The organism is Ectothiorhodospira shaposhnikovii, assembly GCF_047222355.1.
Lineage (GTDB): Bacteria > Pseudomonadota > Gammaproteobacteria > Ectothiorhodospirales > Ectothiorhodospiraceae > Ectothiorhodospira.
This window is the reverse complement of sequence record NZ_CP178333.1, coordinates 3,101,282-3,125,166: the sequence shown is the minus strand read 5'-3', so window position 1 is coordinate 3,125,166 and position 23,885 is coordinate 3,101,282. Positions and strand designations below refer to the sequence as shown.

The following is a 23,885-nucleotide window of genomic DNA, read 5'->3' as shown; positions in this document are numbered from 1 at the left end:
GACTATAACCCAAAGCCGGTACCCGAGCGAACTCCCTATGGGGCTTCGAGTATCCGCACCAGGATCACCCCGTTGCGCGCGTGCAGCACTTCATGGGGGAGGTGCGCCAGCCTGTCCAGGGAGTCCTCCTTGGTGACCGCCACTTCTCCCGGCTCCGGCATGCGCCGCTCCACGCCCCGGTTGGCATAGATGCTGAAACTGGGGTTGTTCAGGCGCCACATCACCACCGTTTCCGGCAGATCCCTGGCCGCCAGGCCGGCATCGCGGATGGGGGACTGCTGTACACCGGCCACCGCCGGCAGCAGGAGCCCGGCCACGCCCACGTTCAGGGTCAGGCCGATCAGGAACAGGCGATAGCCGCGCTGGATGCGTCGATCCAGCATGAAGAACAGGCAGGCCGCCAGGGCGATGACGAAGAAGGCATGCCAGAGGGGGCCGAAATGCACATGGTGGTCCGTCAGCAGGGCGAGAATGAAGGGGTCGTCCAGATGGGGCTTGATCAGGTCCACCAGATGGGGCAGGGCCAGCAGCCCGGCAAACAGCAGGGCCGGGGGCAGGAACAGCCAGAACCGGCTGCGGACCCGGTCCAGGTGCAGGGCCATCAGGATGAACAGGGGGGTGATGCCGTAGAAGATGTAATGGGGCAGCTTGGTGCCGGCCGCCGAGAACAGCACCAGCACGAACAGGAACCAGGTCAGCAGATACCCGTGCAGGTCCTCGCGGAAGCTCTCCCTCACTTCCCACAGGGTCCGGATCAGCACCGTGGTATAGGGCAGCAGGGCCACCAGCAGCACCGGCAAATAAAAGTAGAAGGGACCGGCATGGCCATGCATGGGGGCCTGGAAACGGCCCAGGTTGTGCTCCAGGAAAAAGCCCATCAGGAACCCCGGCCCTTCCCGCCAGGTGATGGCCAGATACCAGGGCAGCACGATGAGCAGGAACAGCATGATCCCCAGGGGATTGAAGGCCGCCCGCAGCCAGGACCGCCACTCGCCCTTGAGACCATAGAAGATCAGGCTGACCGCCAGCGGGATCACCACCGCCACCGGTCCCTTGGTCAGAAAGCCCAGGCCCATGCACAGGAATGCCAGATAGACCCAGCGAACCCCGCCTTCCTTGAAATGCAGGTAGATGGCGAACATGGCGCCGACGATGAACAGATGCAGGGCGGCATCGGCGATGGCCGCCTTGCCGATGATGATCACCCCCAGGGACGTGGCGCCGATGATGGCGGCCGCCAGGGCGGTATGACGGTCACAGACCCGCCGCACGAAGGCGAATATCAGCAGCATCCAGCCGGTGGCGGCGAGGGCCGAGGGCAGTCGCAGGGCCAGTTCGTTGAGCCCGAAGGCGCTCACGCTCAGGGCCTGTAGCCAGTAAATCAGGATAGGCTTATCATACCGCGGCTCGCCATAGAGGTAAGTGGCGATGAAGTCACCCCGGGCCAGCATGTCCCGGGTCGCTTCACTGAACGCCCCTTCGTCCAGGTCGAATAGCGGCACGCCGTGCAGGTTGTAGAAGAAGGCCGTGAACAGGGCCGCCGTCAGGAAGGCCCAGAGGATGCGGGGTGACAGTTCCTGCAGGTCCGTCGGGTAATAGGTATGGATGCGTGGCACGATGTCGGCTTGCGGGGCTTGGATGGAATGTGCGCAGTGTAACCCGGTCGTGGTGTCGGCGGCAGGGTTTTGCTTTGTCGACGGGTGGCGGGTGTGTTGGGATATTTCCGGATGTTGAGGCCTCGCGCCAGAACCCTCGTTTCCATCGCCATCTTCCTGGTCTTTGTCGGGTTGGTGGAAGTCTTCTACGGTTGGGGGGGCATCCTGGCGCCCTGGCGGGATCTGTCGCCGATGGCCTTGCTGGTGGCCGGTCTGCTCACCCTGCTCACCTATGCCCTGCGTGCCTGGCGGGTTTATGACTTTTACCGGTCGGCGATGCGGGGCCGTTTCCCGGCCTGTCTGCGCCTGACGCTGATTCACAATCTGCTCAACAATCTGCTGCCCATGCGTACCGGCGAGTTGAGCTTTCCGGTGTTGATGGCACGCTACTTCCAGGTACCGGCGGTGCATTCCGTGCCGGTGCTGCTCTGGTTTCGCCTCATGGACCTGCATGTGCTCGCCGCCTTCGGCCTGGCGGCGGTCGGCACCTGGCTGGTGGGATGGCCGGCGGCCCTGGCGGCCACGGTCCTGTGGTTGTCGGGCCTGCCGCTGGTGCGCCGCGTCTCGCCCCTGCTGCGGCACTGGCTGGCGCCGCGTGTCCGGGGGCGATGGGGGGACTGGGTCCTGCGGGCCCTGGAGGCCTTGCCGTCCTCTCCCCGGGACTTCTGGCGTGCCTGGGCCTGGACGGCGCTGAACTGGAGCGTCAAACTGGCCGTCTTTGTCTGGGTGCTGGCCCTGTTCCTGGAGGCCCCCGCCGCCGCCCTGTGGCTGGCGGTCATCGCCGGTGATCTGACCAGTGTCCTGCCGGTACACGGGGTCGGAGGGGCCGGTACCTATGAAGCCGGTGTGATGGCGGCCCTGCTGCCTTTCGGCGTATCGGCGGAACAGGCCCTGGTGGGCGCCGTCAACCTGCATCTTTTCCTGCTTGGATCCACGCTTGCCGGCGGGCTGTTGTTGCCCTGGCTGCCGGCGGCCAACAAAGAGAAATAGACCATCATGTCCGTCAAACCCGAAGGCGATGCCGCGACGGCGCAGGCCGTCACCGATGATCAGGGCTACGCCGTCTACCGCACCGAGGAGGCCCTGAGCCTGTCCCTGGTCATTCCCATGTACAACGAGGAGGATAACGTGGCCCCCCTGGTGGCCCGTATCCATGAGGCCCTGGGTGACCTGTCCATGCCCTGGGAGGTGGTGCTGGTGGATGACGGCAGTGCCGACGCCACGCCGGACCGCATGCTGGCGGCCCGGGAACAGTATGGACGCCATGTGCGGGTACTCACGTTACAGCGCAATTTCGGCCAGACCGCGGCCATGCAGGCGGGGATCGACCATGCCCGCGGCAGCGTCATCGCCACCCTGGATGGCGACCTGCAGAACGATCCGGCGGATATCCCCGTCATGGTGCGCCGACTGCTGGACGAGGATCTGGACATGGTGGCGGGCTGGCGCAAGGACCGCCATGACGATCTGTGGAAACGCAAGGTACCGTCCCGCATCGCCAACAAGCTGATCCGCTGGACCACCAAGGTGAACCTGCACGACTACGGTTGCAGCCTCAAGGTGTTCCGGGCCCAGGTTCTCAAGGGGGTCCGTCTCTACGGCGAGATGCATCGCTTCATCCCGGCCTGGTTCGCCACCCAGACCTCGCCGCGGCGCATCCGCGAGCACGTGGTGACCCACCACCCTCGTGCCCACGGCGACTCCAAGTACGGGATCTCCCGCACCTTCCGGGTGATCCTGGACCTTTTGTCGGTGTACTTCTTCATGCGCTACAAGGCGCGCCCGGGACACTTCTTCGGTTCCATCGGCCTGTTCTTTGGCGCCCTGGGCTCGGCCATTCTGGGCTATCTGCTGCTGATCAAGGTGCTGTTGCAAGCGGATATCGGCACCCGGCCGCTGTTGTTCGTGGGGGTGATGTGCGTGCTGGTCTCGGTGCAGCTGCTCACCACCGGGGTGCTGAGCGAACTGATGGCGCGGACCTATTTCGAGTCGGGGCGGATCCGCTCCTATGTGGTGCGTGAACGCAACCGCGAGGATGCCGCCGGCGATGACTGGTGCCGGCCCGGCTGAGGGCGTCCTGATGATTATCAAGGACGCAGGCGTGGAGGTTGTGTCACACTCACTTTAGATTATTAGTGCCTGCTAATGGTCTCCGGTTTGCCATTCACGTCCCGGAGTGACACGTGTCGATACGCTCAGGTCTTCTCATCCTTTCGCTGGTACTGCTCCCCTTGCAGATACCGGCCGACGAGATCCCCGCCCTGCCCGCGGAGACATCCTTGTCCTCCACGGCGGATCATCGCAAGTTCGAGCAACTGGCCGGTCCGTTCCATAGTGGCCCGGAAGTCACCCGGGCCTGTCTGGAATGCCACACGGAAGCCGCGCTGCAGGTTCACCGCAGCATCCACTGGACCTGGCGCTTCGAGCAGCCGGAAACCGGCCAGACCCTGGGCAAGCGGTTTGCCCTGAACAATCTGTGCCAGGGCATTGCCGGCAGTTATGAGCGCTGCAGCAGTTGCCACGTGGGCTACGGTTGGGAGGACGAGCATTTCGATTTCACCGCCGAGGATCGGGTGGACTGCCTGGTCTGTCACGACACCACGGGCACCTATGTGAAATTTCCCACCGGGGCCGGTCATCCCCCCTACGAGGATACCCCGTTCCGGGGTCGACTGTTCAAGGCCCCGGATCTGGCCCATGTGGCCCGCCATGTGGGTCGATCCAGCCGGGAAACCTGTGGCACCTGCCACTTTGAAGGGGGCGGGGGCGACGCGGTCAAGCACGGCGATCTGGACAGCTCCCTGCTGGCGCCACCCCGCCATGTGGATGTGCACATGGATCCCGATGGCCTGAATTTTTCCTGTGCCACCTGCCATGAATTTAGCGGCCATATCCAGCAGGGCAGCCGCTACCAGCTCAAGGCCGCCCCCGAGGCGGGTGTTGCGGTGCCGGGGCGGGAGAGCGACCGACCGGCCTGTCAATCCTGCCACGGCGCCGCGCCCCATGACACCGGCATCCACAACAAGCTCAACCAACATGCCGAATTCATTGCCTGTCAGACCTGCCATGTACCGGCCATTGCCCGGGGCGGGCTGCCCACCAAGACCCTCTGGGATTGGTCCGTGGCCGGGCGCCGGGACGAACAGGGGCGCCCCGTGGTGGAAATGGAAGACGGTCTGGTGGTCTATGACGGCATGAAGGGCGCCTTCCAGTGGGAGGAAAATCTGGTGCCTGAGTACCGCTGGTTCGATGGCAACATGCACTACACCCTGTTGGGGGATCCCATTGATCCCTCCGCGCCGGTGCCCGTGAACCGGCCCCTGGGGGAACCGGGGCAGCCCGGCGCCCGGATCTGGCCTTTCAAGATCATGGCGGGGCGTCAACCCTACGATACCCACTACAACACCCTGTTGGTGGCGCACCTGTTCGGACGGGACGAAAACGCCTTCTGGCGGGGTTACGACTGGGATGCGGCGTTGGCATCGGGCATGGCCACCGCCCGCCGGACGGGTCAGACCGAGGCCGGGTTCAGCGGCGAGTACGGATTTGTGGACACCCGCATGTACTGGCCGGTCAATCACATGGTGGCGCCCAGGGAGGATGCCCTGAGCTGTGAATCCTGCCACGGCGTGGACGGTCGGCTGGCGGATCTGCCGGGGGTCTATATCCCCGGCCGTGACCGGCATCCCTGGGAACCCTTCGGCTGGCTCGCGGTATGGCTGACCCTGCTGTCGGTGGTGGCTCACGGCCTGGGACGCTATCTGATCCACCGTCGCCGGATGAGGGGGGCTGCATGAACAAGGTACGCATCTTCACGCTGTTCGAGCGTTTCTGGCACTGGGCGCAGACGATCCTGATCTTCGGCCTGTTGTTCACCGGGCTGGCACTGCACGGCAGTCATGGCCTGATGGCCTATGACACGGCCCTCAAGGTCCATATCGTCATGGCCCTGAGCCTGATCGGTCTGTGGGCCTTTGCCATCTTCTGGCATGTGGTGACGGGGGAGTGGCGCCAGTATGTGCCCACCCACCGGGGCTTGCCGGCGGTGATGCTGTACTACGCCTACGGGATCTTCTCCGGCGAAGCCAAGCCCTTCGTGACATCACCGTCCAGCAAGCATAATCCGCTGCAGCGACTGGCCTATTTCGGTTTCAAGGCGGCGATTGCACCGGCGTTGTGGGTATCCGGTTTGCTGCTGCTGACCTATGCCGCCTGGAAGGGGACGTTCATGGGCGATCTGTTGCCCCTGGCCTGGGTGGCCTACGCCCACGTGGCGGCCACCTTCGCCCTGATGCTGTTCCTGATCGGCCACATCTACATGGCCTCCACCACCGGTCATCCCTGGTATGCCTATCTCAAGTCCATGGTGACCGGGTATCAGGAGGGCCACAAATGAGTGGTGGGTTCCCCTCTCCCCTTGGGGGAGAGGGGGTGGGGTGAGGGGAAAACGCCGCCGTTACACCTCGCCCACGGTGTCGTCCCCCCGGGTGCGGGGGACCAGGAATTCCTTCTCCAGGGCCTTGACCCTGGCCTCCATGGCGGAGAGGCGCTCGCGGGTGCGCTCCAGCAGGGCGGCCTGCACCTCGAATTCCTCCCGGGTCACCAGATCCATCCGCTGCAGGGCACCGGACAGGCTCGCCTTTAGGTTCTTCTCGATGTCCGCCTGAACGTGCTGCACCGACTCGGGCATCATGCTGCTCAGCTTGCGTGCCATCTCATCCAGGCTTTTGCTGTCGATCATGGCCGTTTCCTCCGTGGTCTTTTGTGTATTGAACCCTATTCTAGTCGTCCCGGCAGGGGATGGGCGAGTGGTGGGTGGGCGCCCCATTTTGGTGCGCTCATGGGGTGCATTTGCCCAAAACGGCGCGCCTGCCGGGATTGTTTTCTGAGGTATGTGGCCAATCTCTTGAAATGACTCACAAAAAAAACTGGCATGCTCCCTGCTATTGCTCCGTTGAAGCAGTTTTTCAACCACAGTAAAACCCTTGCTCAGGAGATCGACACATGCACAGCACGTTCAAGAAGGCCGCCCTCACCAGCGCCGTGACCGCCGCCCTGCTGGCCGGTGGGCTGGTGACGTCCACGGCTTCCGCCGAGATCAGCGCCAATATCGGCTTCACCAGCAATTATCTGTTCCGGGGCGTGACCCAGACCGACGATCAGGCGGCAGTCCAGGGTGGACTGGATTTTGAACATGAAGGTGGTTTCTACATCGGAACCTGGGCTTCCAACGTGGATTTCGGAGATGGCGACTCCGGCTACGAGATCGACGCCTATTTCGGTGTTGCCGGTGAAATCGGTGCCTCCGGCGTCGGGTTCGACGTGGGCTACATCTACTACGCCTATCCCAGCCTGGATGACTCCGATCTGGGCGAGATCTACGGCGCCCTGGACTTCATGGGGCTGTACGGCATGATCAACTATGTGACCAATGCCGATGAGAGTGACTTTGAAGGCAGTCTGGCCTACGAAATCGGCTACGAGTTTGAGGTTGTACCCGCCATCAGTCTGGGTGCCGCCGTGGGCTATGTGGATTTCCACAAGGACGCCGAGAACAATCAAGGCGAAAAAGACTACACCTGGTGGTCCCTCTACCTCACCAAGTCCACCTCCATGGGTGACTTCACCTTCGCCTACACCCAGAACGACATCGATGACGACAGCAATATCGACGATCCGCGCTTCAACGTCTCCTTCGTCATGAGCTTCTGAGAACCAGGAACCTCTCAATCACATCAGGACACGGCCCGCCGGACGCGGGCCGTTTCCCGGGAGCACCCGACATGAAACTAGTCACTGCCATCATCAAGCCGTTCAAGCTGGACGACGTGCGCGAGGCGCTTTCCGAGATCGGGGTGCAGGGCATCACCGTCACGGAGGTCAAGGGCTTCGGGCGTCAGAAGGGTCATACGGAACTGTATCGGGGGGCCGAGTACGTGGTGGACTTCCTGCCCAAGGTCAAGCTGGAAGTGGCCGTGGACAATGCCCTGGTGGATCAGGTCATCGAGGCCATCAGCAAGTCGGCCAACACGGGCAAGATCGGGGACGGCAAGATCTTCGTCTTCCCGCTGGAGCAGGCCATCCGCATCCGTACCGGAGAGACCGGTTCCGACGCACTGTAAAACCATAAGCCGATCAACGTCGGCGGGGGACATACCGTGGAAAGCCAAGTCATAGAAATCGCATACGCCCTGGATACGTTCTATTTCCTCGTATCCGGCGCACTGGTCATGTGGATGGCCGCAGGGTTCACGATGCTGGAGGCGGGCCTGGTCCGCTCCAAGAGCACCGTGGAGATTCTCACCAAGAACATCGCGCTGTATTCCATCGCCTGTATCATGTACATGCTGATCGGCTACAACATCATGTACGGAGACGGCTTCAATTCCCTCATCCCGAGCTTCATGCCGATCCTGAGCAGCGTGGACAACTCCGTCGAAGAGGTGCTGCTGAGCGACGGGGAAATCTACTACTCCAATCTGTCGGACTTCTTCTTCCAGGTGGTCTTCGTTGCCACCGCCATGTCCATCGTCTCCGGTGCCGTGGCAGAGCGCATGAAGCTCTGGGCGTTCCTCATCTTCGCCGTGATCCTCACCGGCTTCATCTATCCCTTCCAGGGTTTCTGGAGCTGGGGCGGCGGCTTCCTGGACGAACTGGGTTACCTGGACTACGCCGGTTCCGGCATCGTGCACATGACCGGTGCGGTGGCGGCCCTGGCCGGTGTGCTGCTCCTTGGCGCTCGTAAGGGCAAGTACGGTCCCAAGGGGCAGATCAACGCCCTGCCGGGTGCCAACATGCCCCTGGCCACCCTGGGTATCTTCATCCTCTGGCTGGGCTGGTTCGGTTTCAACGGCGGCTCGGAGCTGAAGGTGTCCGACGTGGAATCCGCCAACGCCGTGGCTCGCGTCTTTACCAACACCAACCTGTCCGCCGCCGGCGGCGTGGTGGCGGCCCTGATCACCTCCCGTCTGCTGTTCGGCAAGACCGACCTCACCATGGGTCTGAACGGCGCCCTGGCCGGCCTGGTGGCCATCACGGCGGAACCGCTGATGCCCCATCCGTTGCTGGCCACCACCATCGGCTTCATCGGTGGCGTGCTGGTGGTGTTCTCCATCGTCCTGCTGGACAAGATCAAGATCGACGATCCGGCCGGCGCCATCTCCGCCCACGGTACGGCGGGTATCTGGGGTGTGTTCGCGGTGCTGCTGTCCAACCCGGACGCCAGCTTCGTGGCCCAGTTGGTGGGCATCCTGTCCATCTTCGCCTTCGTCTTCACCATGAGTATCCTCTTCTGGTTGATCCTCAAGTACACCATGGGTATCCGGGTGAGCGAGGAAGACGAACTGAAGGGCGTGGACATCGCCGAGTGCGGTCTGGAGGCCTATCCGGAGTTCACCGCCGGACGCAAGTAACCGTCCCATCCCTGCAGGCAGTGTAGTGATCGCGGGCGCCATCGGCGCCCGCTTTTTTTCATGGTGCCGGGCCGGGCATCGGCGGTAACCTGCCCTCAGCCCTCCTTGAGACGCAGTTCCCTGGGCAGGGAGAAGGTCACCTTTTCCGGGCGTCCCTCGTGTTCCACGATGGTCTCCACCCCCAGGGGCCGCAGGTGATCCAGCACCTGCTGCACCAGCAGCTCCGGCGCGGAGGCGCCGGCACTGACGCCGATCCGCCGACGGCCTTCCAGCCACTGGGGCTGGATGTCTTCGGCACCGTCGATCAGGTAGGCCTCCACCCCCAGCTTTTCGGCGATCTCCCGCAGCCGGTTGGAGTTGGAACTGTTGGGAGAACCCACCACCAGGATCAGGTCGCATTCGGCGGCCAGGGCCTTGATGGCGTCCTGCCGGTTCTGGGTGGCGTAGCAGATGTCGTCCCGGCGCTGGCCCTGGATGTGGGGAAAGCGCGCCCGCAGGGCGTCCACGATGCCCTGGGTGTCGTCCATGGACAGGGTGGTCTGGGTCACGTAGGCCAGGGTTTCGGGGTGTTTCACGTCCAGCCGGGAGGCGGCCTCCACGTTTTCCACCAGATAGATCTCGCCGCCCTGGCTGCGGTCATACTGGCCCAGAGTGCCGTCCACCTCGGGATGACCGGCATGGCCGATAAGGACCACTTCCTCGCCCCGGGCGGCATGACGGGCCACCTGCATGTGGACCTTGGTCACCAGCGGACAGGTGGCGTCGAAGACCCGCAGGCCCCGGCGACGGGCCTCGTCGCGCACGGTGCGGGGTACGCCGTGGGCGCTGAAGATGACCGTGGCCCCATCCGGGACCTGATCCAGTTCCTCGACGAAGATGGCGCCCTTTTCCCGTAGTTCATTGACCACGTAGCGGTTGTGGACCACTTCGTGACGAACGTAGATGGGGGTGCCGAACAGATCCAGGGCCCGTTCGACGATCTCGATGGCCCGGTCGACGCCGGCGCAGAATCCGCGGGGATTGGCGAGGAGGATATGCATGGTCAGACCCGGTGGGTGTGTTGGCAGGGGGATGAGTGTACAACATTGCCCCATGGGCTTCGAATGGCCTCTTTTCCCCCGGGGAAATGGCTATGGCGGGTCCACGGCCAGGATCTCCACCGTCACCGTCATGGCCTGTCCCGCCAGTGGGTGATTGAAGTCCACCGTGACGCCGTCTTCCCCGATCCGGCGGATCAGTCCGGGGATCTGCTCCCCGGTGGGGGTGTCAAAACCCACGATCAGCCCTTCCGCCAGGGCCAGGTCCGGGGGGAAATCATTCCTGGGCAGGGTCTGCACCGCCCGGGGCGAGGCAAAGCCGTAGGCCTGCTCCGGGGGCAGGGTGACCGTGTGGCGGTCACCGGTGGCCAGACCCATGACCACGGCCTCCAGGCCCGGCAGCAGTTCGCCCGCGCCCACGGTAAAGGTGACCGGTTCATCCCCGTCGGCGCGGGTATCGTCCGCCACGGTGCCGTCGTCCAGACACAGGCGGACATGCATGCGGACCCGGCTGCCGGGGCGGATCATGAGGCCTTGGGCGGAGGCTTGACCCCCTGCAGCAGGTTGGCGGCAATCAGCCAGACGGCGCCCACGGTGATGGCGCTGTCGGCGATGTTGAACACGGGCCAGTGGTAGCCGGCATAGTGCATGTCGATGAAGTCGATCACATGACCATGCCAGATCCGGTCGATGACATTGCCGATGGCGCCGCCGACCACCAGAGCCAGGCCCACGGCGGTTCCGACTTCCTCCCGCTTGAGCTTGGCCATCCACCACACCAGGATCACGCTGACGCCGATGGCAAGCACGGTGAAGAACCAGCGTTGCCAGCCGCCGGCGTCACTAAGGAAGCTGAACGCCGCCCCCTGGTTGTAGACCAGGGTGAAGTTCAAAAATGGCAAGATCTCCATGGGTGCGAACTGCACCAGCTGGTATTCCGCGATCCGCTTGGTGATCTGGTCCAGGACGATCACGGCAAAAGACAGCCATAGCCATTTGATCATGTTTTTTCCGCTTTCCGTTGGCGCCCCTCTCACGCGGGCGGGAGAGGGGGTGGGGTGAGGGCTGATGTGTCGATCAGGCAAAGGTCCTGCGTTCCCCTGCGCCCGCGACATTCTCCACGCAGCGTCCGCACAGTTCGGGATGCCCGGCATCGGCTCCCACATCTGCCCGGTGATGCCAGCAGCGGGGGCACTTGGGATGTTCGCACCGGGATACCCGGATGGCCAGGTCGTCTCCCTCCGGGAGGGTGGTGGTCACGGCATCCGCGGGGGCTTGGTCGCGGCCCTGTACCCGGGCATAGGAGGTGATCAGCACGAACCGAAGTTCATCGCCCAGACGGGACAGGATCTCCCCCAGGGGGCCGTCACAGTACAGGTCCACCTCGGCATCCAGGGAGGCGCCGATGCCACCGTCGGCCCGCAGCTTCTCCAGTTCCCGACTGACGAGCTGACGCACTTCCAGCACCCGGTGCCAGTCGGCAGCGCTCAGGGGGCCGTCCTCCGGCAGTGGGGAGAGGTGTTCATACCAGGTGGTGAGCAGCACCGAGGCCGGACGCTCCCCGGGGATGTGCTGCCAGATCTCCTCGGCGGTGAAGCTCAGGATGGGGGCCAGCCAGCGGGTCATGGCCTCCACCACGTGGTACATGGCGGTCTGGGCCGAACGGCGGGCGCGGCTGTCCGCCTGGGTGGTGTACTGGCGGTCCTTGATCACGTCCAGGTAGAAGCTGCCCATCTCCACCGAGCAGAAGTTGTGGACCCGCTGGTAGATCTGGTGGAACTGGTAGCGCTCGTAGGCCTGGGTCACGTGCCGCTGCACCTTGAGGGCCTGGTCCACCGCCCAGCGATCCAGCGGCAGCATCTGTTCCGGCGGCAGCAGATCCCGGGCCGGATCGAAGCCGTTGAGGTTGGCCAGCAGGAAACGGGTGGTATTGCGCATGCGCCGGTAGGCGTCGGCGGTACGCTTGAGGATCTCGTCGGACACCGCCATCTCGCCGCTGTAGTCGGTGGCTGCCACCCACAGGCGCAGGATGTCCGCCCCCAGGGTGTCCATCACCTTCTGCGGCGCCACCACATTGCCCTTGGACTTGGACATCTTCTGGCCCTGGGCGTCCACCGTGAAACCATGGGTCAGCACCGCCTTGTAGGGGGCTTCGCCCCGCATGGCCACGGCGGTGAGCAGGGAGGACTGGAACCAGCCCCGGTGCTGGTCGGAGCCTTCCAGGTAGAGGTCCGCCGGCAGTCCCAGCCCGGCCCGGCGCTCGGTGACGGTGGCGTGGGTGACGCCGGAGTCGAACCACACGTCCAGGGTGTCGCCAAGCTTGTCGAAGCGGTCCGCGTCCTCACCCAGCAGCTCTCGCGGGTCCAGACTGAACCAGGCCTCGATGCCGGCCTGTTCCACCCGCCGGGCCACGGCCTCGATCAGGGCAGGGGTATCCGGGTGCAGGGCGCCGGTTTCCTTGTTGACGAACAGGGGGATGGGCACGCCCCAGTTGCGCTGACGGGAGATGCACCAGTCGGGGCGGTTGGCCACCATGCCCTCGATGCGGGCGCGGCCCCAGTCGGGCACCCAGCGCACCTTGTCGATGGCGGTCAGGGCGGTTTCCCGCAGCTCCGCCTTGTCCATGCTGATGAACCACTGGGGGGTGGCGCGGAAGATGATGGGGGTCTTGTGGCGCCAGCAATGGGGGTAGCTGTGGCGGATCTTCTCCATCTTCACCAGCATGCCCCGGTCTTGCAGCAGCTGGAGGATGTGGCCGTTGGCCTCGTTCACGGATTGACCGGCGAACAGCTCGGTGGTGGGCAGGAAGCGACCGTCGCCGCCCACCGGGTTATCCACCGGCAGGTTGTAGCGACTGCCCACCACGTAGTCGTCCTGACCATGGCCGGGGGCGGTGTGAACGGCGCCGGTCCCCGCTTCCAGGGTGACGTGATCGCCCAGGATCACCGGTACCTGGCGGTCATAGAAGGGGTGTTGCAGCAGCATCCCCTCGAACAGGGCGCCCCGGGCATGGCCGACGATGCGCCAGTCTTCGAAGCCGTAGCGCCCCATGGCGGTTTCCACCAGGTCTCTGGCCAGCAGCAGGCGCTCGCCGTTGACCGCCACCAGGGCGTATTCCAGTTCCGGGTGCAGGGCCACCGCCTGGTTGGCGGGCAGGGTCCAGGGGGTGGTGGTCCAGATCACCACCGAGACAGGGCCGGTGGCGGCGTCATCCAGCACGGTGAGGCGCCGCAGGACGTCCTCGTCGTCCAGGGTGCGGAACCGCACGTCGATGGCGGGGGAGGTCTTGTCCTCGTATTCCACTTCCGCCTCGGCCAGGGCGGAGCCGCAGTCCACGCACCAGTGCACCGGTTTGTCGCCCTTGAGCAGGTGCCCCCGCTCGATGATCGTCCCCAGGGCACGGATGATGTCCGCTTCCACCGGATAGTCCATGGTCAGATAGGGGTTGTCCCAGTCGCCCAGCACGCCCAGGCGCTTGAAGTCCTCCCGCTGGCGATCCACCTGCTCATGGGCATAGGCGCGGCAGGCCTGACGGAAGCTGGCGGCATCGGCGCCGCGGGCGGTCTTGCCCAGCTTGCGTTCCACCTGCAGTTCGATGGGCAGGCCGTGGCAGTCCCAACCGGGGACGTAGGGGGCGTCGAAACCCGCCAGGGTGCGGCTCTTGACGATGATGTCCTTGAGGATCTTGTTGACCGCGTGGCCGATGTGGATGTCGCCGTTGGCGTAGGGCGGGCCGTCCGCCAGGACGAAGCGGGGACGCCCCGCGCTGACCTGGCGGATCTGCCGGTACAGATCCTGCTGCTGCCAGTCCGCCAGCATCTTGGGTTCCCGCTGGGCCAGGTTGCCCCGCATGGGGAAGTCGGTCTGCGGCAGGTTCAGGGTGTCTTTGTAGTCAGCCAATGTCGTATTACCTCAGTCGGTCCCGCGTGGCGCCGGTGATGTGGGGGCCGCGAAGAATTGCCGGGCCCGTGCCGCGTCCAGGGTGATCTGCGCGCGCAGGGCATCCAGTGAAGGAAAGCGTTGTTCGTCCCGCAGGCGGTGCAGCAGATCCACGTGCAGGTGACGGCCGTAGAGATCCCCGTCGAAATCGAACAGATGGACCTCCAGCCGGTTCTGTACCCCGCCCAGGGTGGGGCGGGTGCCCGCGTTGGCCACCCCCTGCAGGGGTTCCCCCGGCAGGCCGAAGACCTCGACCGCGTAGACTCCACGCACCGCCATGGGGCTTGGTCCCAGGCGCAGGTTGGCGGTGGGAAAGCCCAGGGGCCTGCCTCGCTTGTCGCCGTGGATCACCCGGCCGTTGATGCGGTAGGGGCGCCCCAGCAGTTTTTCCGCCTCCGCCATCCGGCCCAGTTCCAGCGCCCGCCGGATGCGGGTGCTGCTGACCCGTTCGCCGTCGATGTGAAAGGTGTGCATGTGAGCCACCTCGAAGCCATGGACCTTGCCGGCATCCTTCAGGGTCTGGAAATCCCCACCGCGCTGCCTGCCGAAGCGGAAATCGTCTCCCACCACCAGGTAGCGCACCCCCAGTTTTTCCACCAGCAGGATGCGGATGAAATCTTCCGGGGACATCCGCGCCAGGGCGGCATTGAAGCGCAGACACAGCAGACGGTCCACGGAGAAGCGCCGCATGGCCAGGAGCTTGTCCCGAAAACGCTGCAGCCGGGGCGGCGCGCCGCCGCCCGTGAAATATTCCCGGGGCAGGGGTTCAAAGCTCACCACCGTGGTGGGCAGGCCCAGTTCCGCCCCCTTCTCGGCCAGTTGCCCGAGCACGGCCTGGTGCCCCAGGTGGACGCCGTCGAAATTGCCGATGGTGACTACTGAGCCCCGGTGGCGGGGCCTCAGATTGTGGGCACCGCGAATCAGTTCCATGGGAGTTGGTCGCAAAAGTGCTGAGTATACTCAGGAGCGGCCGGGCTTTGACAGGCTTGCGCGGTCATTTCAGCAGGAAGGCCCTGGGTCGGACCCCCATGGCGAGCAGTGCCGCGCCATAGGTGGCCGCACCCAGGCCGATCAGGCCCAGCAGCATCAGCACCCGTTCCCGGGCGATCCAGGCACTCCACTGGGACAACTCCGGGGTGAACATCAGCAGCAGCCCCGTCATCAGACCCGTCGCCAGGAGCAACCGCCACCACAGCCCCGTCCAGCCCGGCAGGATGTGCAGCACCTTGTCCCGCCGTAGGCCCCGATAGAGCAGGGCGGCGTTCAGGTAAGCCGACAGAGCGGTGGCCAGGGCCAGGCCGGCATGGGGACCCGGCCAGTCCATCCAGACCCAGGGCACCACGATGACCAGGTTCAGCACCATGTTGGCCACCATGGCAATGATGCCCACCTTCACCGGTGTCTTCGTGTCCTGCCGGGAAAAATAGCCCGGGGCCAGGATCTTGATGAGGATGAAGGCCGGCAGGCCCGCGGCGTAGGCCATCAGGGACATGGCCGCCATGCGGGTGTCGCTCTCCAGGAATTCCTGGTACTGGATCAGGCTGGACAGGATCGGCGCCGCCAGCAGGATCAGGCCCAGGGCACAGGGGATGGCGATGAGCAGCGACAGCCGCAGTGCCCAGTCCAGGGTGCGGCTGAAGGCCATGGGGTCCTCCCCGGCATGCTCCCGGGACAGGCGGGGCAGGATCACCGTGGCGATGGCGATGCCGAACAGGGCCAGGGGCAGCTCCACGAACCGGTCCGAGAAATACAGCCAGGTGATGGAACCGGCCGCCAGGAAGGAGGCGATCAGGGTGTCCACCAGCAGGTTGATCTGCACCACCGAAGTACCGAAGATGGCCGGCAACATGAGCCGGCCGATGCGCCGGACCCCGTCATGGGCCCGTTTCAGGCGAGGGCGGGGCAGCAGGCCCACGCGCATCAGGAACGGGATCTGGAAGGCCAGCTGTACCGCGCCGGCGATGAATACACCCCAGGCCAGGGCGACCACCGGTTCCGCGAACAGGGGGGCGCCCCAGATGGCGGCGGCGATGAGGGAGAGGTTCAGGAACACGGGAGTGAAGGCGGGCACGGCAAAGCGACCCACGCTGTTCAGAATGCCGCCGGCCATGGCGGTGAGGGAAATGAACAGCAGGTAGGGGAAGGTGATGCGCAGCATCTCCGAGGCCAGGGCATGGCGTCCGTCTTCGCCGTGAAACCCCGGGGCGAACAGGCTGATCAGCAAGGGTGCCGCCAGCACGCCCAGCAGGGTGACCAGGAACAGCACCAGGGTGAGGGCGCCACTGACATGATCGAGCAGATCCTTGAGTTCCCTGGCCCCGCGCTTTTCCCGGTATTCGGCGAACACCGGCACGAAGGCCTGGGAAAACGCCCCTTCCGCGAACAGGCGGCGCAGAAAATTGGGGATGCGAAAGGCGACGAAGAAGGCGTCGGTGGCCCCGCTGGCGCCGAAATTCACCGCCAGCACCATGTCCCGCAGATAGCCGAACAGGCGGGAGATCAGGGTCATGCCGCTGACCACGGCGGTGGATTTGAGGAGTCGGCTCATCGGGGTGGAGGGTGGCTGGGACCGGGGCGATACGATACAGGATCACGGGTTCGGTGTGTCGGGTGCGCCCGCGGGACGCGGGGCACACCCGGTCAGCCGGTCATTCGATCTTGAGGTAGGCAAATCCCTCGCGGTTCTGCAGTTCGACGATCCGCACCACGCCGGAAGGCACCAGGGTGACGCCTTCGTGGAGCGCGTCACGATGCAGGTTCACCGAGGATCGGGTGATGTCGCACAGCTCCAGTTTGACCCCATGCACCGCCACCAGGCTGCCCAGCCGTCCCTTCAGGTTCTCCCGCTGGGCGGCCAGGGCCTCGTCCTCGGCAAACGGGGTGTCGGTCATGGGATCGTCGGTGAGGAAGCGGATGCCGTGGGCGACGAAGACGATACGGATGTCGTGATCGGTCAGCTGATTTTCATAATGTACCGCCATGTTGTTGATGCTGGTGAGCATGGCGCTGAAGCGGCGCGGATCGGCAAAATCCGCGTGATAGACCACGCGGGCCTCCGGCTCCGCCGCCCGGGCCTGCCAGGTCGGTAATGCCAGGGGAATGACCAGCAGGCCGAGCAGCAGCCAGGCCGGGATGGCGCGCCGGTGCCGGGTGGCCGGGGATGACAGGGTGTATGACATGTATGTGCTCCTCTGGTGGTGATGACCTTCCATGGGTGTTGTTGTCCTTGGTTCAGGTTCGGGTCATGTCGGCTTGCGGGCATCGGGACGATAGCCATGCCGCCCGTGATTGCGTTATGCTGCCGCGATAACCCCGCCCAGCATGGCTCGCGGTTGACATCCCCTTGCATTCCATGCAAACTTCCGTCCTTTTCCGGAACTGACCCGATTTTTCAGGAGATTCACCTTGGCTAACATCGCCTCCGCTCGCAAGCGTGCCCGCCAGGCCGAGACCAATCGCCAGCGCAACATGGCTACGCGTTCGCGCTTCCGCACCGCCGTCAAGAAGGTGCTGAAGGCCGTGCGTGCCGGCGACAAGGACGGTGCGGCATCCGCCTACCAGGCCGCCGTGCCGGTGATCGACAAGACCGTCACCAAGGGTATCATTCATGCCAACAAGGCTGCGCGTCACAAGAGCCGCCTGAACGCCCGCATCCGCCAGATGTGATGCCGGCGGGCCGGTTTCTACCGGCCGTCACGATGGGTCTCTCGGAAAAAGCCCGGCTGATGCCGGGCTTTTTCTTTGTCTCTTCTTCCTTCGGCCCGCCCTAAACCAGGACCAGGTTGTCCCGGTGGATCAGCTCCGGCTCATCCACATAGCCCAGGATGGACTCGATCTCTTCCGCCTTGCGGCGCATGATCCGGCGCGCCTCGTCCGCGGCATAGTTCACCAGCCCGCGTGCCACCGCCCGCCCATCCGGGTCCAGGCAGGTCACCACGTCTCCCCGGGAGAAGCGACCCTTCACATGGGTCACGCCCACCGGCAGCAGGCTGCGACCGGCTTCGCGGATCACCCGGGCGGCCCCGGCATCCAGGATCAGCTCACCCTTGGACACCAGTTGCCCTGCAATCCACTGCTTGCGGGCCGCCATGGGCTCCCGGTCCGGACGCAGCAGGGTGCCCAGCGCCTCGCCGGCGGCGATCCGCTCCAGCACCGCCGGGTTGCGGCCGGAGGTGATCAGGGTGTGGGTGCCGGAGCGGGCGGCGCGGGAGGCGGCGGTGAGCTTGGTGGCCATCCCGCCCCGGCCCAGGCGACCGAAGGTAGGGGCCACCAGCTTGAGCAGTTCCGGGTCCGAAGCCAGCCCCTCGGAAACCAGCTGGGCGTCGGGCCGGGTGCGGGGGTCACGGTCATACAGGCCCTGCTGATCGGTGAGGATCACCAGCAGCGAGGCTTCCACCAGATTGCAGACCAGGGCCGCCAGGGTGTCGTTGTCACCGAAGCGGATTTCTTCCGTGGCCACGGTGTCGTTTTCATTCACCACCGGAATGGCCCCCAGGCGCAGCAGGGTGCGCAGGGTGCTGCGGGCGTTGAGGTAGCGGCGCCGATCCGCCAGGTCTTCGTGGGTGAGCAGCACCTGGGCGGCATGCAGGCCGTGACGCTGGAAGCGGCTTTCGTAGGCCTGCACCAGGCCCATCTGGCCCACGGCGGCGGCGGCCTGCAGTTCGTGCAGGGCGTGGGGGCGCTCGATCCATCCCAGGCGGCTCATCCCTTCGGCCACGGCGCCGGATGACACCAGCACCACTTCGTGGCCGGCCTGGGTCAGCCGGGCCACCTGCTCGGCCCAGTCTTCCAGGGCCGGCAGATCCAGGCCCCGGCCTTCATCGGTGATCAGGGCCGAGCCGATCTTGACGACCCAGCGGCGGGCCTTACCCAGCTGTTGACGTGTCGGTGCCATGTTCTTCCAGGTATCTCATGACATGTTGAATCAGGGCTTCGGTGCCCTCTCCGGTGGCTGCGGAGAGGGTGAATACCGGGCCGGTCCACTCCAGGGCTTCCACCAGTGCCCGGCAGCGTGCCTCCCGCGCTTCGGCGGGGATCAGGTCGACCTTGTTGATCACCAGCCAGCGAGGGCGTTCCAGCAATTCCGGGTCGTACTGCTGCATCTCGTGCTCGATGATCCGGACGGCCCGCTCCGGGGTATCGTCCGGGTTCGGTGGGTCGATATCCACCAGGTGCAGCAACAGCCGATTGCGGGACAGGTGCTTGAGGAACTGGATGCCCAGGCCGGCCCCGTCCGCGGCGCCTTCGATCAGGCCGGGGATGTCGGCCATGACGAAGCTCTGCAGGGGGCCCACCCGCACCACGCCCAGGTTGGGGTGCAGGGTGGTGAAGGGGTAATCGGCCACCTTGGGGTGGGCGCCGGAGACCTGGGATATCAGGGTGGACTTGCCGGCGTTGGGCAGACCCAGCAGGCCCACGTCCGCCAGTACCTTCAGCTCCAGGCGCAGCTGGCGCAACTCTCCGGGAGTGCCGGGCTTGGACTGGCGCGGGGCGCGATTCACCGAGCTCTTGTAGCGGGCATTGCCCAGGCCGTGAAAGCCGCCCTGGGCCACCAGCAGGCGCTGGCCGTGCTCCACCAGGTCGCCGATGAGCTCGTCGGTTTCCGCGTCGTGGCACAGGGTGCCCACGGGGACGGATACCTCCAGGTCGGCGCCGGACTGGCCGGTCATGTTGCGGCTGCGGCCGTTCTCGCCCCGCTGGGCTTCATAAAAGCGCTGGAAGCGAAAGTCCGCCAGGGTGTTCAGGTCGTGGCTGGCCACCAGGTAGACGGAGCCGCCGTCGCCGCCGTCGCCGCCGTCGGGGCCGCCGAAGGGCACGTATTTTTCACGGCGAAAGCTGACGCAGCCGTTACCGCCGTCACCGGCTTTGACCTTGATGGTGGCTTCGTCGACGAATTTCATGGCATGACCGGTTGGGTTGGGTGGGTAAGGCGCGATACTTGAGTCGGGATGATAGTCCCATCGGCCGGTCCTGTCAGGCCGTCGGGTCGAGGTCCGTGACGAAAAAAGCCCCGGAAACCGGGGCTTTTCGAGGGTATGTCTCGACCCTGCGGGTGACCGGTCAGGCCGGTACCACGCTCACGAACTTGCGGTTCTTCGGACCCTTGGTCTCGAACACCACTTTGCCGTCGGTCTTGGCGAACAGGGTGTGATCCTTGCCGCAGCCCACGTTCACGCCGGGGTGGAACTGGGTGCCGCGCTGACGGACCAGGATGTTGCCCGCGAGCACGATCTGACCGCCGAAGCGCTTGACGCCAAGGCGCTTGCTTTCTGAGTCGCGGCCGTTACGAGTGCTGCCGCCTGCCTTCTTGTGTGCCATTTCAAGTTACCTCTTCATCAACCGGAGATGGAAGTGATCTCCACCTCGGTGAAATGCTGGCGATGCCCCATGCGCTTGCGGGAGTGCTTGCGACGACGGAACTTGATGATTTCCACCTTGTCGGCACGTCCATGGGACTTGACGGACGCGGTCACCTTGCCGCCTTCCACGAAGGGTGCGCCAACCTTGACGTCTTCGCCGCTGCCGACCAGCAGGACGTTGTCGAATTCCACTGAGGCGCCGGATTCCGCGTCGAGCTTCTCGACCCGGATCACGTCACCTTGGGCAACCCGGTACTGCTTGCCACCGGTAGCGATAACCGCGTACATCTTGTTGATCTCCAGAAAGGGTCGAATCCAAAGACGCGGAAGTTTACCTTGACCGCAAGCAGTGGTCAAATACTGAAAACACCAAAACCCCAGGACACGCCTTGACACTGAACAGCTCGCTTCCTAGCATGCCCGAGGTTTCCTGCCCGAGCGAACGATTACCACCCATGGACCTTAACCAGATTCGCGACCTGATCGCCGATGACATGAAGGCGGTGGATGCCTGCATCCTGGAGCTGCTGTCCTCTCCGGTGGTGCTCATCAACCAGCTGGGCCACTACATCATCAGTGGCGGCGGCAAGCGGCTGCGGCCCATGATGGTGCTGCTTTCCGCCGGTGCCTGTGGCTACCAGGGCCGACATCACATCGAGTTGGCGGCGGTGATCGAGTTCATTCACACCGCCACGCTGCTGCATGACGACGTAGTGGACGCCTCGGAACTGCGCCGGGGGCGCGAGACGGCCAACGCCCTGTTCGGCAACGAGGCCAGCGTCCTGGTGGGGGACTATCTCTATTCCCGTTCCTTCGAGCGTCTGGTGGCCATCGGCAACATGCGCGCCATGCAGATCCTCTCCCATACCACCAGCACCATCGCCGAGGGCGAGGTGATGCAGCTCATCAACTGCCACGACGCGGACACCACGGAAGCGCGCTACATGCACGTGATCCAGTCCAAGACGGCCAAGCTGTTCGATGCCGCCAGTCGTCTGGGGCCGGTGCTGGCGGAGCTGCCGGATCCGGCGGAAGCGTCCCTTGCGGCCTACGGCATGCATCTGGGTACCGCCTTCCAGCTCATCGACGACGTGATGGACTACAGCAGCAGCAAGGAGGAGATGGGCAAGAACATGGGCGACGACCTGGCCGAAGGCAAGCCCACCCTGCCGCTGATCCATGCCATGCGAGTGGGCAATGCCGAAGACGCCGCCGTGATCCGCGAAGCCATCGAGCAGGGCGGGCGGGAGCATGCGGACCGGGTGCTGAAAGTCATCCAGTCCACTGGCTCCATCGACTACACCCGCCAGGTGGCCGAGGCCGAGGCCCGGCGGGCGGTGGAGAGCCTGTCGGTGCTGCCCCCCAGCCCCCACCGGGATGCCATGGCTGCCCTGGCCCATTTTTCCGTGGGGCGTGTGTTCTAGCATTGAATGAGATGTTGGACTTTTTACGCATCTCGTAGCAGAATACGCAGCTTCCCGGGGCCAACGGCCCGAGAGTCAGTTTACGGAGTGTAGCTCAGCCTGGTAGAGCACCGTCTTCGGGAGGCGGGGGTCGAAGGTTCGAATCCTTTCACTCCGACCAGTATCGAAAAAGCCCCGACACGAAAGTGTCGGGGCTTTTTTCATGCGTGAATTCAGGCGCAAAAAAGGCCCGGACTGAGCCGGGCCTGGTGTCGTCGGAATGTCAGTGGCTAGCCCCGTGAGGTTTCAGGGGCGGCGTCACCGAAGTATCGGGGTGGTGTCAGAGCCGTCACCGAAAAATCCGGGGAAGCTCTCCTGGAAGCCGGCATCCAGCTGTCTGGCCTTGAGGGTGACTTCGTGGACACAGGCACGGGTCTCGCCACTGCTGGTCTCGGCGAAGAACGTGTCCTGCAGTTCACCGGTTTCCGGGTCACGGAACTGGTTTTCATGGAAAAAAGCCTGACCGAAGGATGTCCACTCCAGTGTGCCGGGTATCCACTGGCCACGTTCCTCGTCCCAGATGAACTGCGCGTTCCAGTAAAGGTCCTCGAACGCGATGGTATAGCAATTGGTGGTGACGGCACTGCCGGGGGTCTGCTGTTGGGCAAACCTGGCCCGTTGTAGGGCCTGGCCAAGACGCGTCTGCTTGTCTGCCTGATGGGCCTGGCGCTGGGCGGCGGCCGTGGCCCGGGCAGGGCTCGGGGCATCCCGATCCAGGGTGGGGGGGGCGTCCCTTTCCACCCATGTTCCGTCCGTGACCCAGTCAAGGTCCTGCCATTCGACCAAGGTCACCTCGATGGTGTCACCATTGGTGATGGCCCCTGCCGGCAAGGTGGCCGGATCGAAGGGAAGATCCGACAGGTCCTGATCCACCGACTGCCAGGCGACCCAGCGTAATTCACAGTTGAGACCGTCCGGGTCGCAGACCTGGGTCTGGTAGGTACTGGAGTACTCGTTGTCTCCATCAAGCATTTCCAGCATGGGGAGGCTCAGGGCGAACAGGCCGGCTTCCCGCCATTGCCATTCATCCTCTTGCCAGTTGTCGCGATAGGCCTCGATATACATCTCGGGCAGCACCACGAAGGCCCGGTTGCCGGATTCCGGGGCATAGTCCTGGAGCAGGGCGCCGGTACTGCCCACGTACCAGTCGATTCCGACGGATTCTTCATCGTTGAATTCGTCGTCTTCGTCCCATGCCTCATCCCAGCCCCAGCCGGGTGTCACCCAGCCCTGGTCGGTGTTGGTGCCCCAGACCACGCCCTGGGACAGGCCCGGCAGGAATCCCAGGCCGAAGAAGCTGTCTTCCCAGTCGTAATGGTGCTCGTCTCCGCCCTTGAACAGGATGTGCACTCCGGTGAGCCGGTTGCCCAGGCCCAGCATCGCCGCCGGGCTCTGGGTGCCTGCCCGGCCCGGCGCCCAGTCAAACCCCCGGGCATTGTTCAGTTCCTGCAGGTTGAGGGTGCCGTCGATGTCCCAGGTGGCACGCAGCATGTTCAACGCCACCTGATGCTCGCCCTTGTCCAGGTTCACCAGGGTCGCGCTGCCCGAGAGGGGGTCGCCCGATGTGTCGCCATCAGACCAGCTGCCGGCCACGATCAGGTAGGTACCCGGGGTAAGGGCGATCTCGCCTCGGGGGTTGTCGGCAGTGAGGGTCGTGCTGTTGACCGGATTTTCCCAGTCTATCCAAAGCCCTTCCTGATCACCATGGTAGCCATGGTCGAAGTCGCCGAGGCGCTCCGCCAGTTCATCCCAGGAGCCGTAGGGGAAGGGGAAGGCACGGACCTCGATCAATTGGGTTGTGGTATCGATGTAGCTTGCCTGGGCATCGCCGCTGTCCGGCAGCCTGGCGCTGACCGCCACCACGGCACTGCCCGGCAGGTTGGCGTTTGACTGTGCCTGGGTGTTGCCGGTGTCGGAGTTGCACCCGGTCAGGCCGATCCCGGCGGCCACCAGGGTGGCCAGCAGGGTCTTGCGGAAAGGGATCTGCGTCTGCATGGCCCTTGTCTCCTTGTTCTGAGCT

General features: G+C 64.7%; 23 protein-coding genes and 1 tRNA gene. 10 read left to right on the top strand and 14 right to left on the bottom strand.

The genetic code is table 11. The annotated features are described in order from the left end of the window. Positions 1–35: 35 nt before the first annotated feature. Positions 36–1,616 carry an ArnT family glycosyltransferase gene (locus tag ACLF6L_RS14340; protein WP_412851932.1) on the bottom strand — a complete coding sequence of 527 codons (1,581 nt, stop codon included), beginning with the start codon at positions 1,614–1,616 and terminating at the stop codon, positions 36–38. Positions 1,617–1,727: 111 nt separating this feature from the next. Here ACLF6L_RS14340 and ACLF6L_RS14335 point away from each other — a divergent pair, with 111 nt between their 5' ends. From ACLF6L_RS14335 to ACLF6L_RS14320, 4 genes are all read left to right on the top strand, one after another. After that, positions 1,728–2,645 carry a lysylphosphatidylglycerol synthase transmembrane domain-containing protein gene (locus ACLF6L_RS14335; protein ID WP_412851931.1) on the top strand — a complete coding sequence of 306 codons (918 nt, stop codon included), beginning with the start codon at positions 1,728–1,730 and terminating at the stop codon, positions 2,643–2,645. Between the two features lie 117 nt (positions 2,646–2,762). Further along, positions 2,763–3,725, top strand: a complete 963-nt coding sequence (locus ACLF6L_RS14330; protein WP_238616526.1) for a glycosyltransferase family 2 protein — start codon at positions 2,763–2,765, stop codon at positions 3,723–3,725. Positions 3,726–3,838: 113 nt separating this feature from the next. Then, positions 3,839–5,452, top strand: coding sequence for a tetrathionate reductase family octaheme c-type cytochrome (locus ACLF6L_RS14325; RefSeq protein ID WP_412851930.1), 1,614 nt, complete (start codon positions 3,839–3,841; stop codon positions 5,450–5,452). Next, positions 5,449–6,051, top strand: a complete 603-nt coding sequence (locus ACLF6L_RS14320; RefSeq protein ID WP_412851929.1) for a cytochrome b/b6 domain-containing protein — start codon at positions 5,449–5,451, stop codon at positions 6,049–6,051. Before ACLF6L_RS14325 ends, ACLF6L_RS14320 begins: the two co-directional genes overlap by 4 nt. A 60-nt stretch (positions 6,052–6,111) precedes the next feature. Here ACLF6L_RS14320 and ACLF6L_RS14315 read toward each other — a convergent pair whose 3' ends face one another. After that, positions 6,112–6,396 carry an accessory factor UbiK family protein gene (locus ACLF6L_RS14315; RefSeq protein ID WP_008931420.1) on the bottom strand — a complete coding sequence of 95 codons (285 nt, stop codon included), beginning with the start codon at positions 6,394–6,396 and terminating at the stop codon, positions 6,112–6,114. Positions 6,397–6,659: 263 nt separating this feature from the next. On the opposite strand from ACLF6L_RS14315, the gene ACLF6L_RS14310 reads away from it, so the two are divergent. From ACLF6L_RS14310 to ACLF6L_RS14300, 3 genes are all read left to right on the top strand, one after another. Next, positions 6,660–7,367, top strand: coding sequence for a TorF family putative porin (locus ACLF6L_RS14310; protein ID WP_412851928.1), 708 nt, complete (start codon positions 6,660–6,662; stop codon positions 7,365–7,367). A gap of 71 nt (positions 7,368–7,438) precedes the next feature. Next, positions 7,439–7,777: a P-II family nitrogen regulator gene (gene glnK / locus ACLF6L_RS14305; protein WP_008931418.1), complete on the top strand. Its 339-nt coding sequence runs from the start codon at positions 7,439–7,441 to the stop codon at positions 7,775–7,777. Positions 7,778–7,813: 36 nt separating this feature from the next. Then, a complete protein-coding gene (locus ACLF6L_RS14300) occupies positions 7,814–9,067 on the top strand; it encodes an ammonium transporter (RefSeq protein WP_238616392.1) in 1,254 nt (417 codons plus the stop codon). A gap of 95 nt (positions 9,068–9,162) precedes the next feature. Here the strand turns inward: ACLF6L_RS14300 and ispH are convergent, their stop codons facing one another. The 7 genes from ispH to ACLF6L_RS14265 all read right to left on the bottom strand — a co-directional run bounded on the left by ispH (position 9,163) and on the right by ACLF6L_RS14265 (position 17,222). Further along, entirely contained in the window at positions 9,163–10,107 is a 945-nt protein-coding gene (ispH, locus tag ACLF6L_RS14295) for a 4-hydroxy-3-methylbut-2-enyl diphosphate reductase (protein WP_008931416.1), read from the bottom strand. Positions 10,108–10,197: 90 nt separating this feature from the next. After that, entirely contained in the window at positions 10,198–10,632 is a 435-nt protein-coding gene (locus tag ACLF6L_RS14290; protein ID WP_412851927.1) for an FKBP-type peptidyl-prolyl cis-trans isomerase, read from the bottom strand. Beyond that, positions 10,629–11,108 carry a signal peptidase II gene (gene lspA / locus ACLF6L_RS14285; RefSeq protein WP_238616387.1) on the bottom strand — a complete coding sequence of 160 codons (480 nt, stop codon included), beginning with the start codon at positions 11,106–11,108 and terminating at the stop codon, positions 10,629–10,631. Before lspA ends, ACLF6L_RS14290 begins: the two co-directional genes overlap by 4 nt. A gap of 73 nt (positions 11,109–11,181) precedes the next feature. Further along, the gene (gene ileS / locus ACLF6L_RS14280) at positions 11,182–14,004 is read right to left on the bottom strand and encodes an isoleucine--tRNA ligase (RefSeq protein WP_238616386.1); all 2,823 of its coding nucleotides are present in this window, start codon (positions 14,002–14,004) and stop codon (positions 11,182–11,184) included. Positions 14,005–14,016: 12 nt separating this feature from the next. After that, the gene (gene ribF, locus ACLF6L_RS14275) at positions 14,017–14,973 is read right to left on the bottom strand and encodes a bifunctional riboflavin kinase/FAD synthetase (RefSeq protein ID WP_412851926.1); all 957 of its coding nucleotides are present in this window, start codon (positions 14,971–14,973) and stop codon (positions 14,017–14,019) included. A 64-nt stretch (positions 14,974–15,037) separates the two neighbouring features. After that, positions 15,038–16,591 (bottom strand): murein biosynthesis integral membrane protein MurJ, encoded by a 1,554-nt coding sequence (murJ, locus tag ACLF6L_RS14270; RefSeq protein ID WP_412851925.1) that lies wholly within the window; start codon positions 16,589–16,591, stop codon positions 15,038–15,040. Between the two features lie 100 nt (positions 16,592–16,691). Next, on the bottom strand, positions 16,692–17,222 hold the full coding sequence (locus ACLF6L_RS14265) for a DsrE family protein (RefSeq protein ID WP_412851924.1): 531 nt from the start codon (positions 17,220–17,222) through the stop codon (positions 16,692–16,694). Between the two features lie 226 nt (positions 17,223–17,448). Between ACLF6L_RS14265 and rpsT the strand changes: the two genes are divergently transcribed. After that, entirely contained in the window at positions 17,449–17,709 is a 261-nt protein-coding gene (rpsT, locus tag ACLF6L_RS14260; RefSeq protein ID WP_008931409.1) for a 30S ribosomal protein S20, read from the top strand. 100 nt (positions 17,710–17,809) lie between these two features. On the opposite strand, the gene proB is transcribed toward rpsT, so the two are convergent. From proB to rplU, 4 genes are all read right to left on the bottom strand, one after another. Further along, positions 17,810–18,937 (bottom strand): glutamate 5-kinase, encoded by a 1,128-nt coding sequence (proB, locus tag ACLF6L_RS14255; protein WP_008931408.1) that lies wholly within the window; start codon positions 18,935–18,937, stop codon positions 17,810–17,812. Beyond that, a complete protein-coding gene (gene cgtA, locus ACLF6L_RS14250) occupies positions 18,909–19,943 on the bottom strand; it encodes an Obg family GTPase CgtA (RefSeq protein ID WP_238616382.1) in 1,035 nt (344 codons plus the stop codon). Before cgtA ends, proB begins: the two co-directional genes overlap by 29 nt. 160 nt (positions 19,944–20,103) lie before the next feature. After that, positions 20,104–20,361: a 50S ribosomal protein L27 gene (rpmA, locus tag ACLF6L_RS14245; RefSeq protein WP_412851923.1), complete on the bottom strand. Its 258-nt coding sequence runs from the start codon at positions 20,359–20,361 to the stop codon at positions 20,104–20,106. Positions 20,362–20,378: 17 nt separating this feature from the next. Then, positions 20,379–20,690 (bottom strand): 50S ribosomal protein L21, encoded by a 312-nt coding sequence (gene rplU / locus ACLF6L_RS14240; RefSeq protein ID WP_090207490.1) that lies wholly within the window; start codon positions 20,688–20,690, stop codon positions 20,379–20,381. A gap of 167 nt (positions 20,691–20,857) precedes the next feature. On the opposite strand from rplU, the gene ispB reads away from it, so the two are divergent. Together ispB and ACLF6L_RS14230 are read left to right on the top strand one after the other, a co-directional pair. Beyond that, the gene (gene ispB, locus ACLF6L_RS14235; RefSeq protein ID WP_238616380.1) at positions 20,858–21,826 is read left to right on the top strand and encodes an octaprenyl diphosphate synthase; all 969 of its coding nucleotides are present in this window, start codon (positions 20,858–20,860) and stop codon (positions 21,824–21,826) included. A gap of 83 nt (positions 21,827–21,909) precedes the next feature. After that, positions 21,910–21,986, top strand: a tRNA-Pro gene (locus ACLF6L_RS14230). A gap of 137 nt (positions 21,987–22,123) precedes the next feature. On the opposite strand, the gene ACLF6L_RS14225 is transcribed toward ACLF6L_RS14230, so the two are convergent. Then, the gene (locus ACLF6L_RS14225) at positions 22,124–23,860 is read right to left on the bottom strand and encodes a hypothetical protein (protein ID WP_412851922.1); all 1,737 of its coding nucleotides are present in this window, start codon (positions 23,858–23,860) and stop codon (positions 22,124–22,126) included. Positions 23,861–23,885 lie beyond the last annotated feature (25 nt).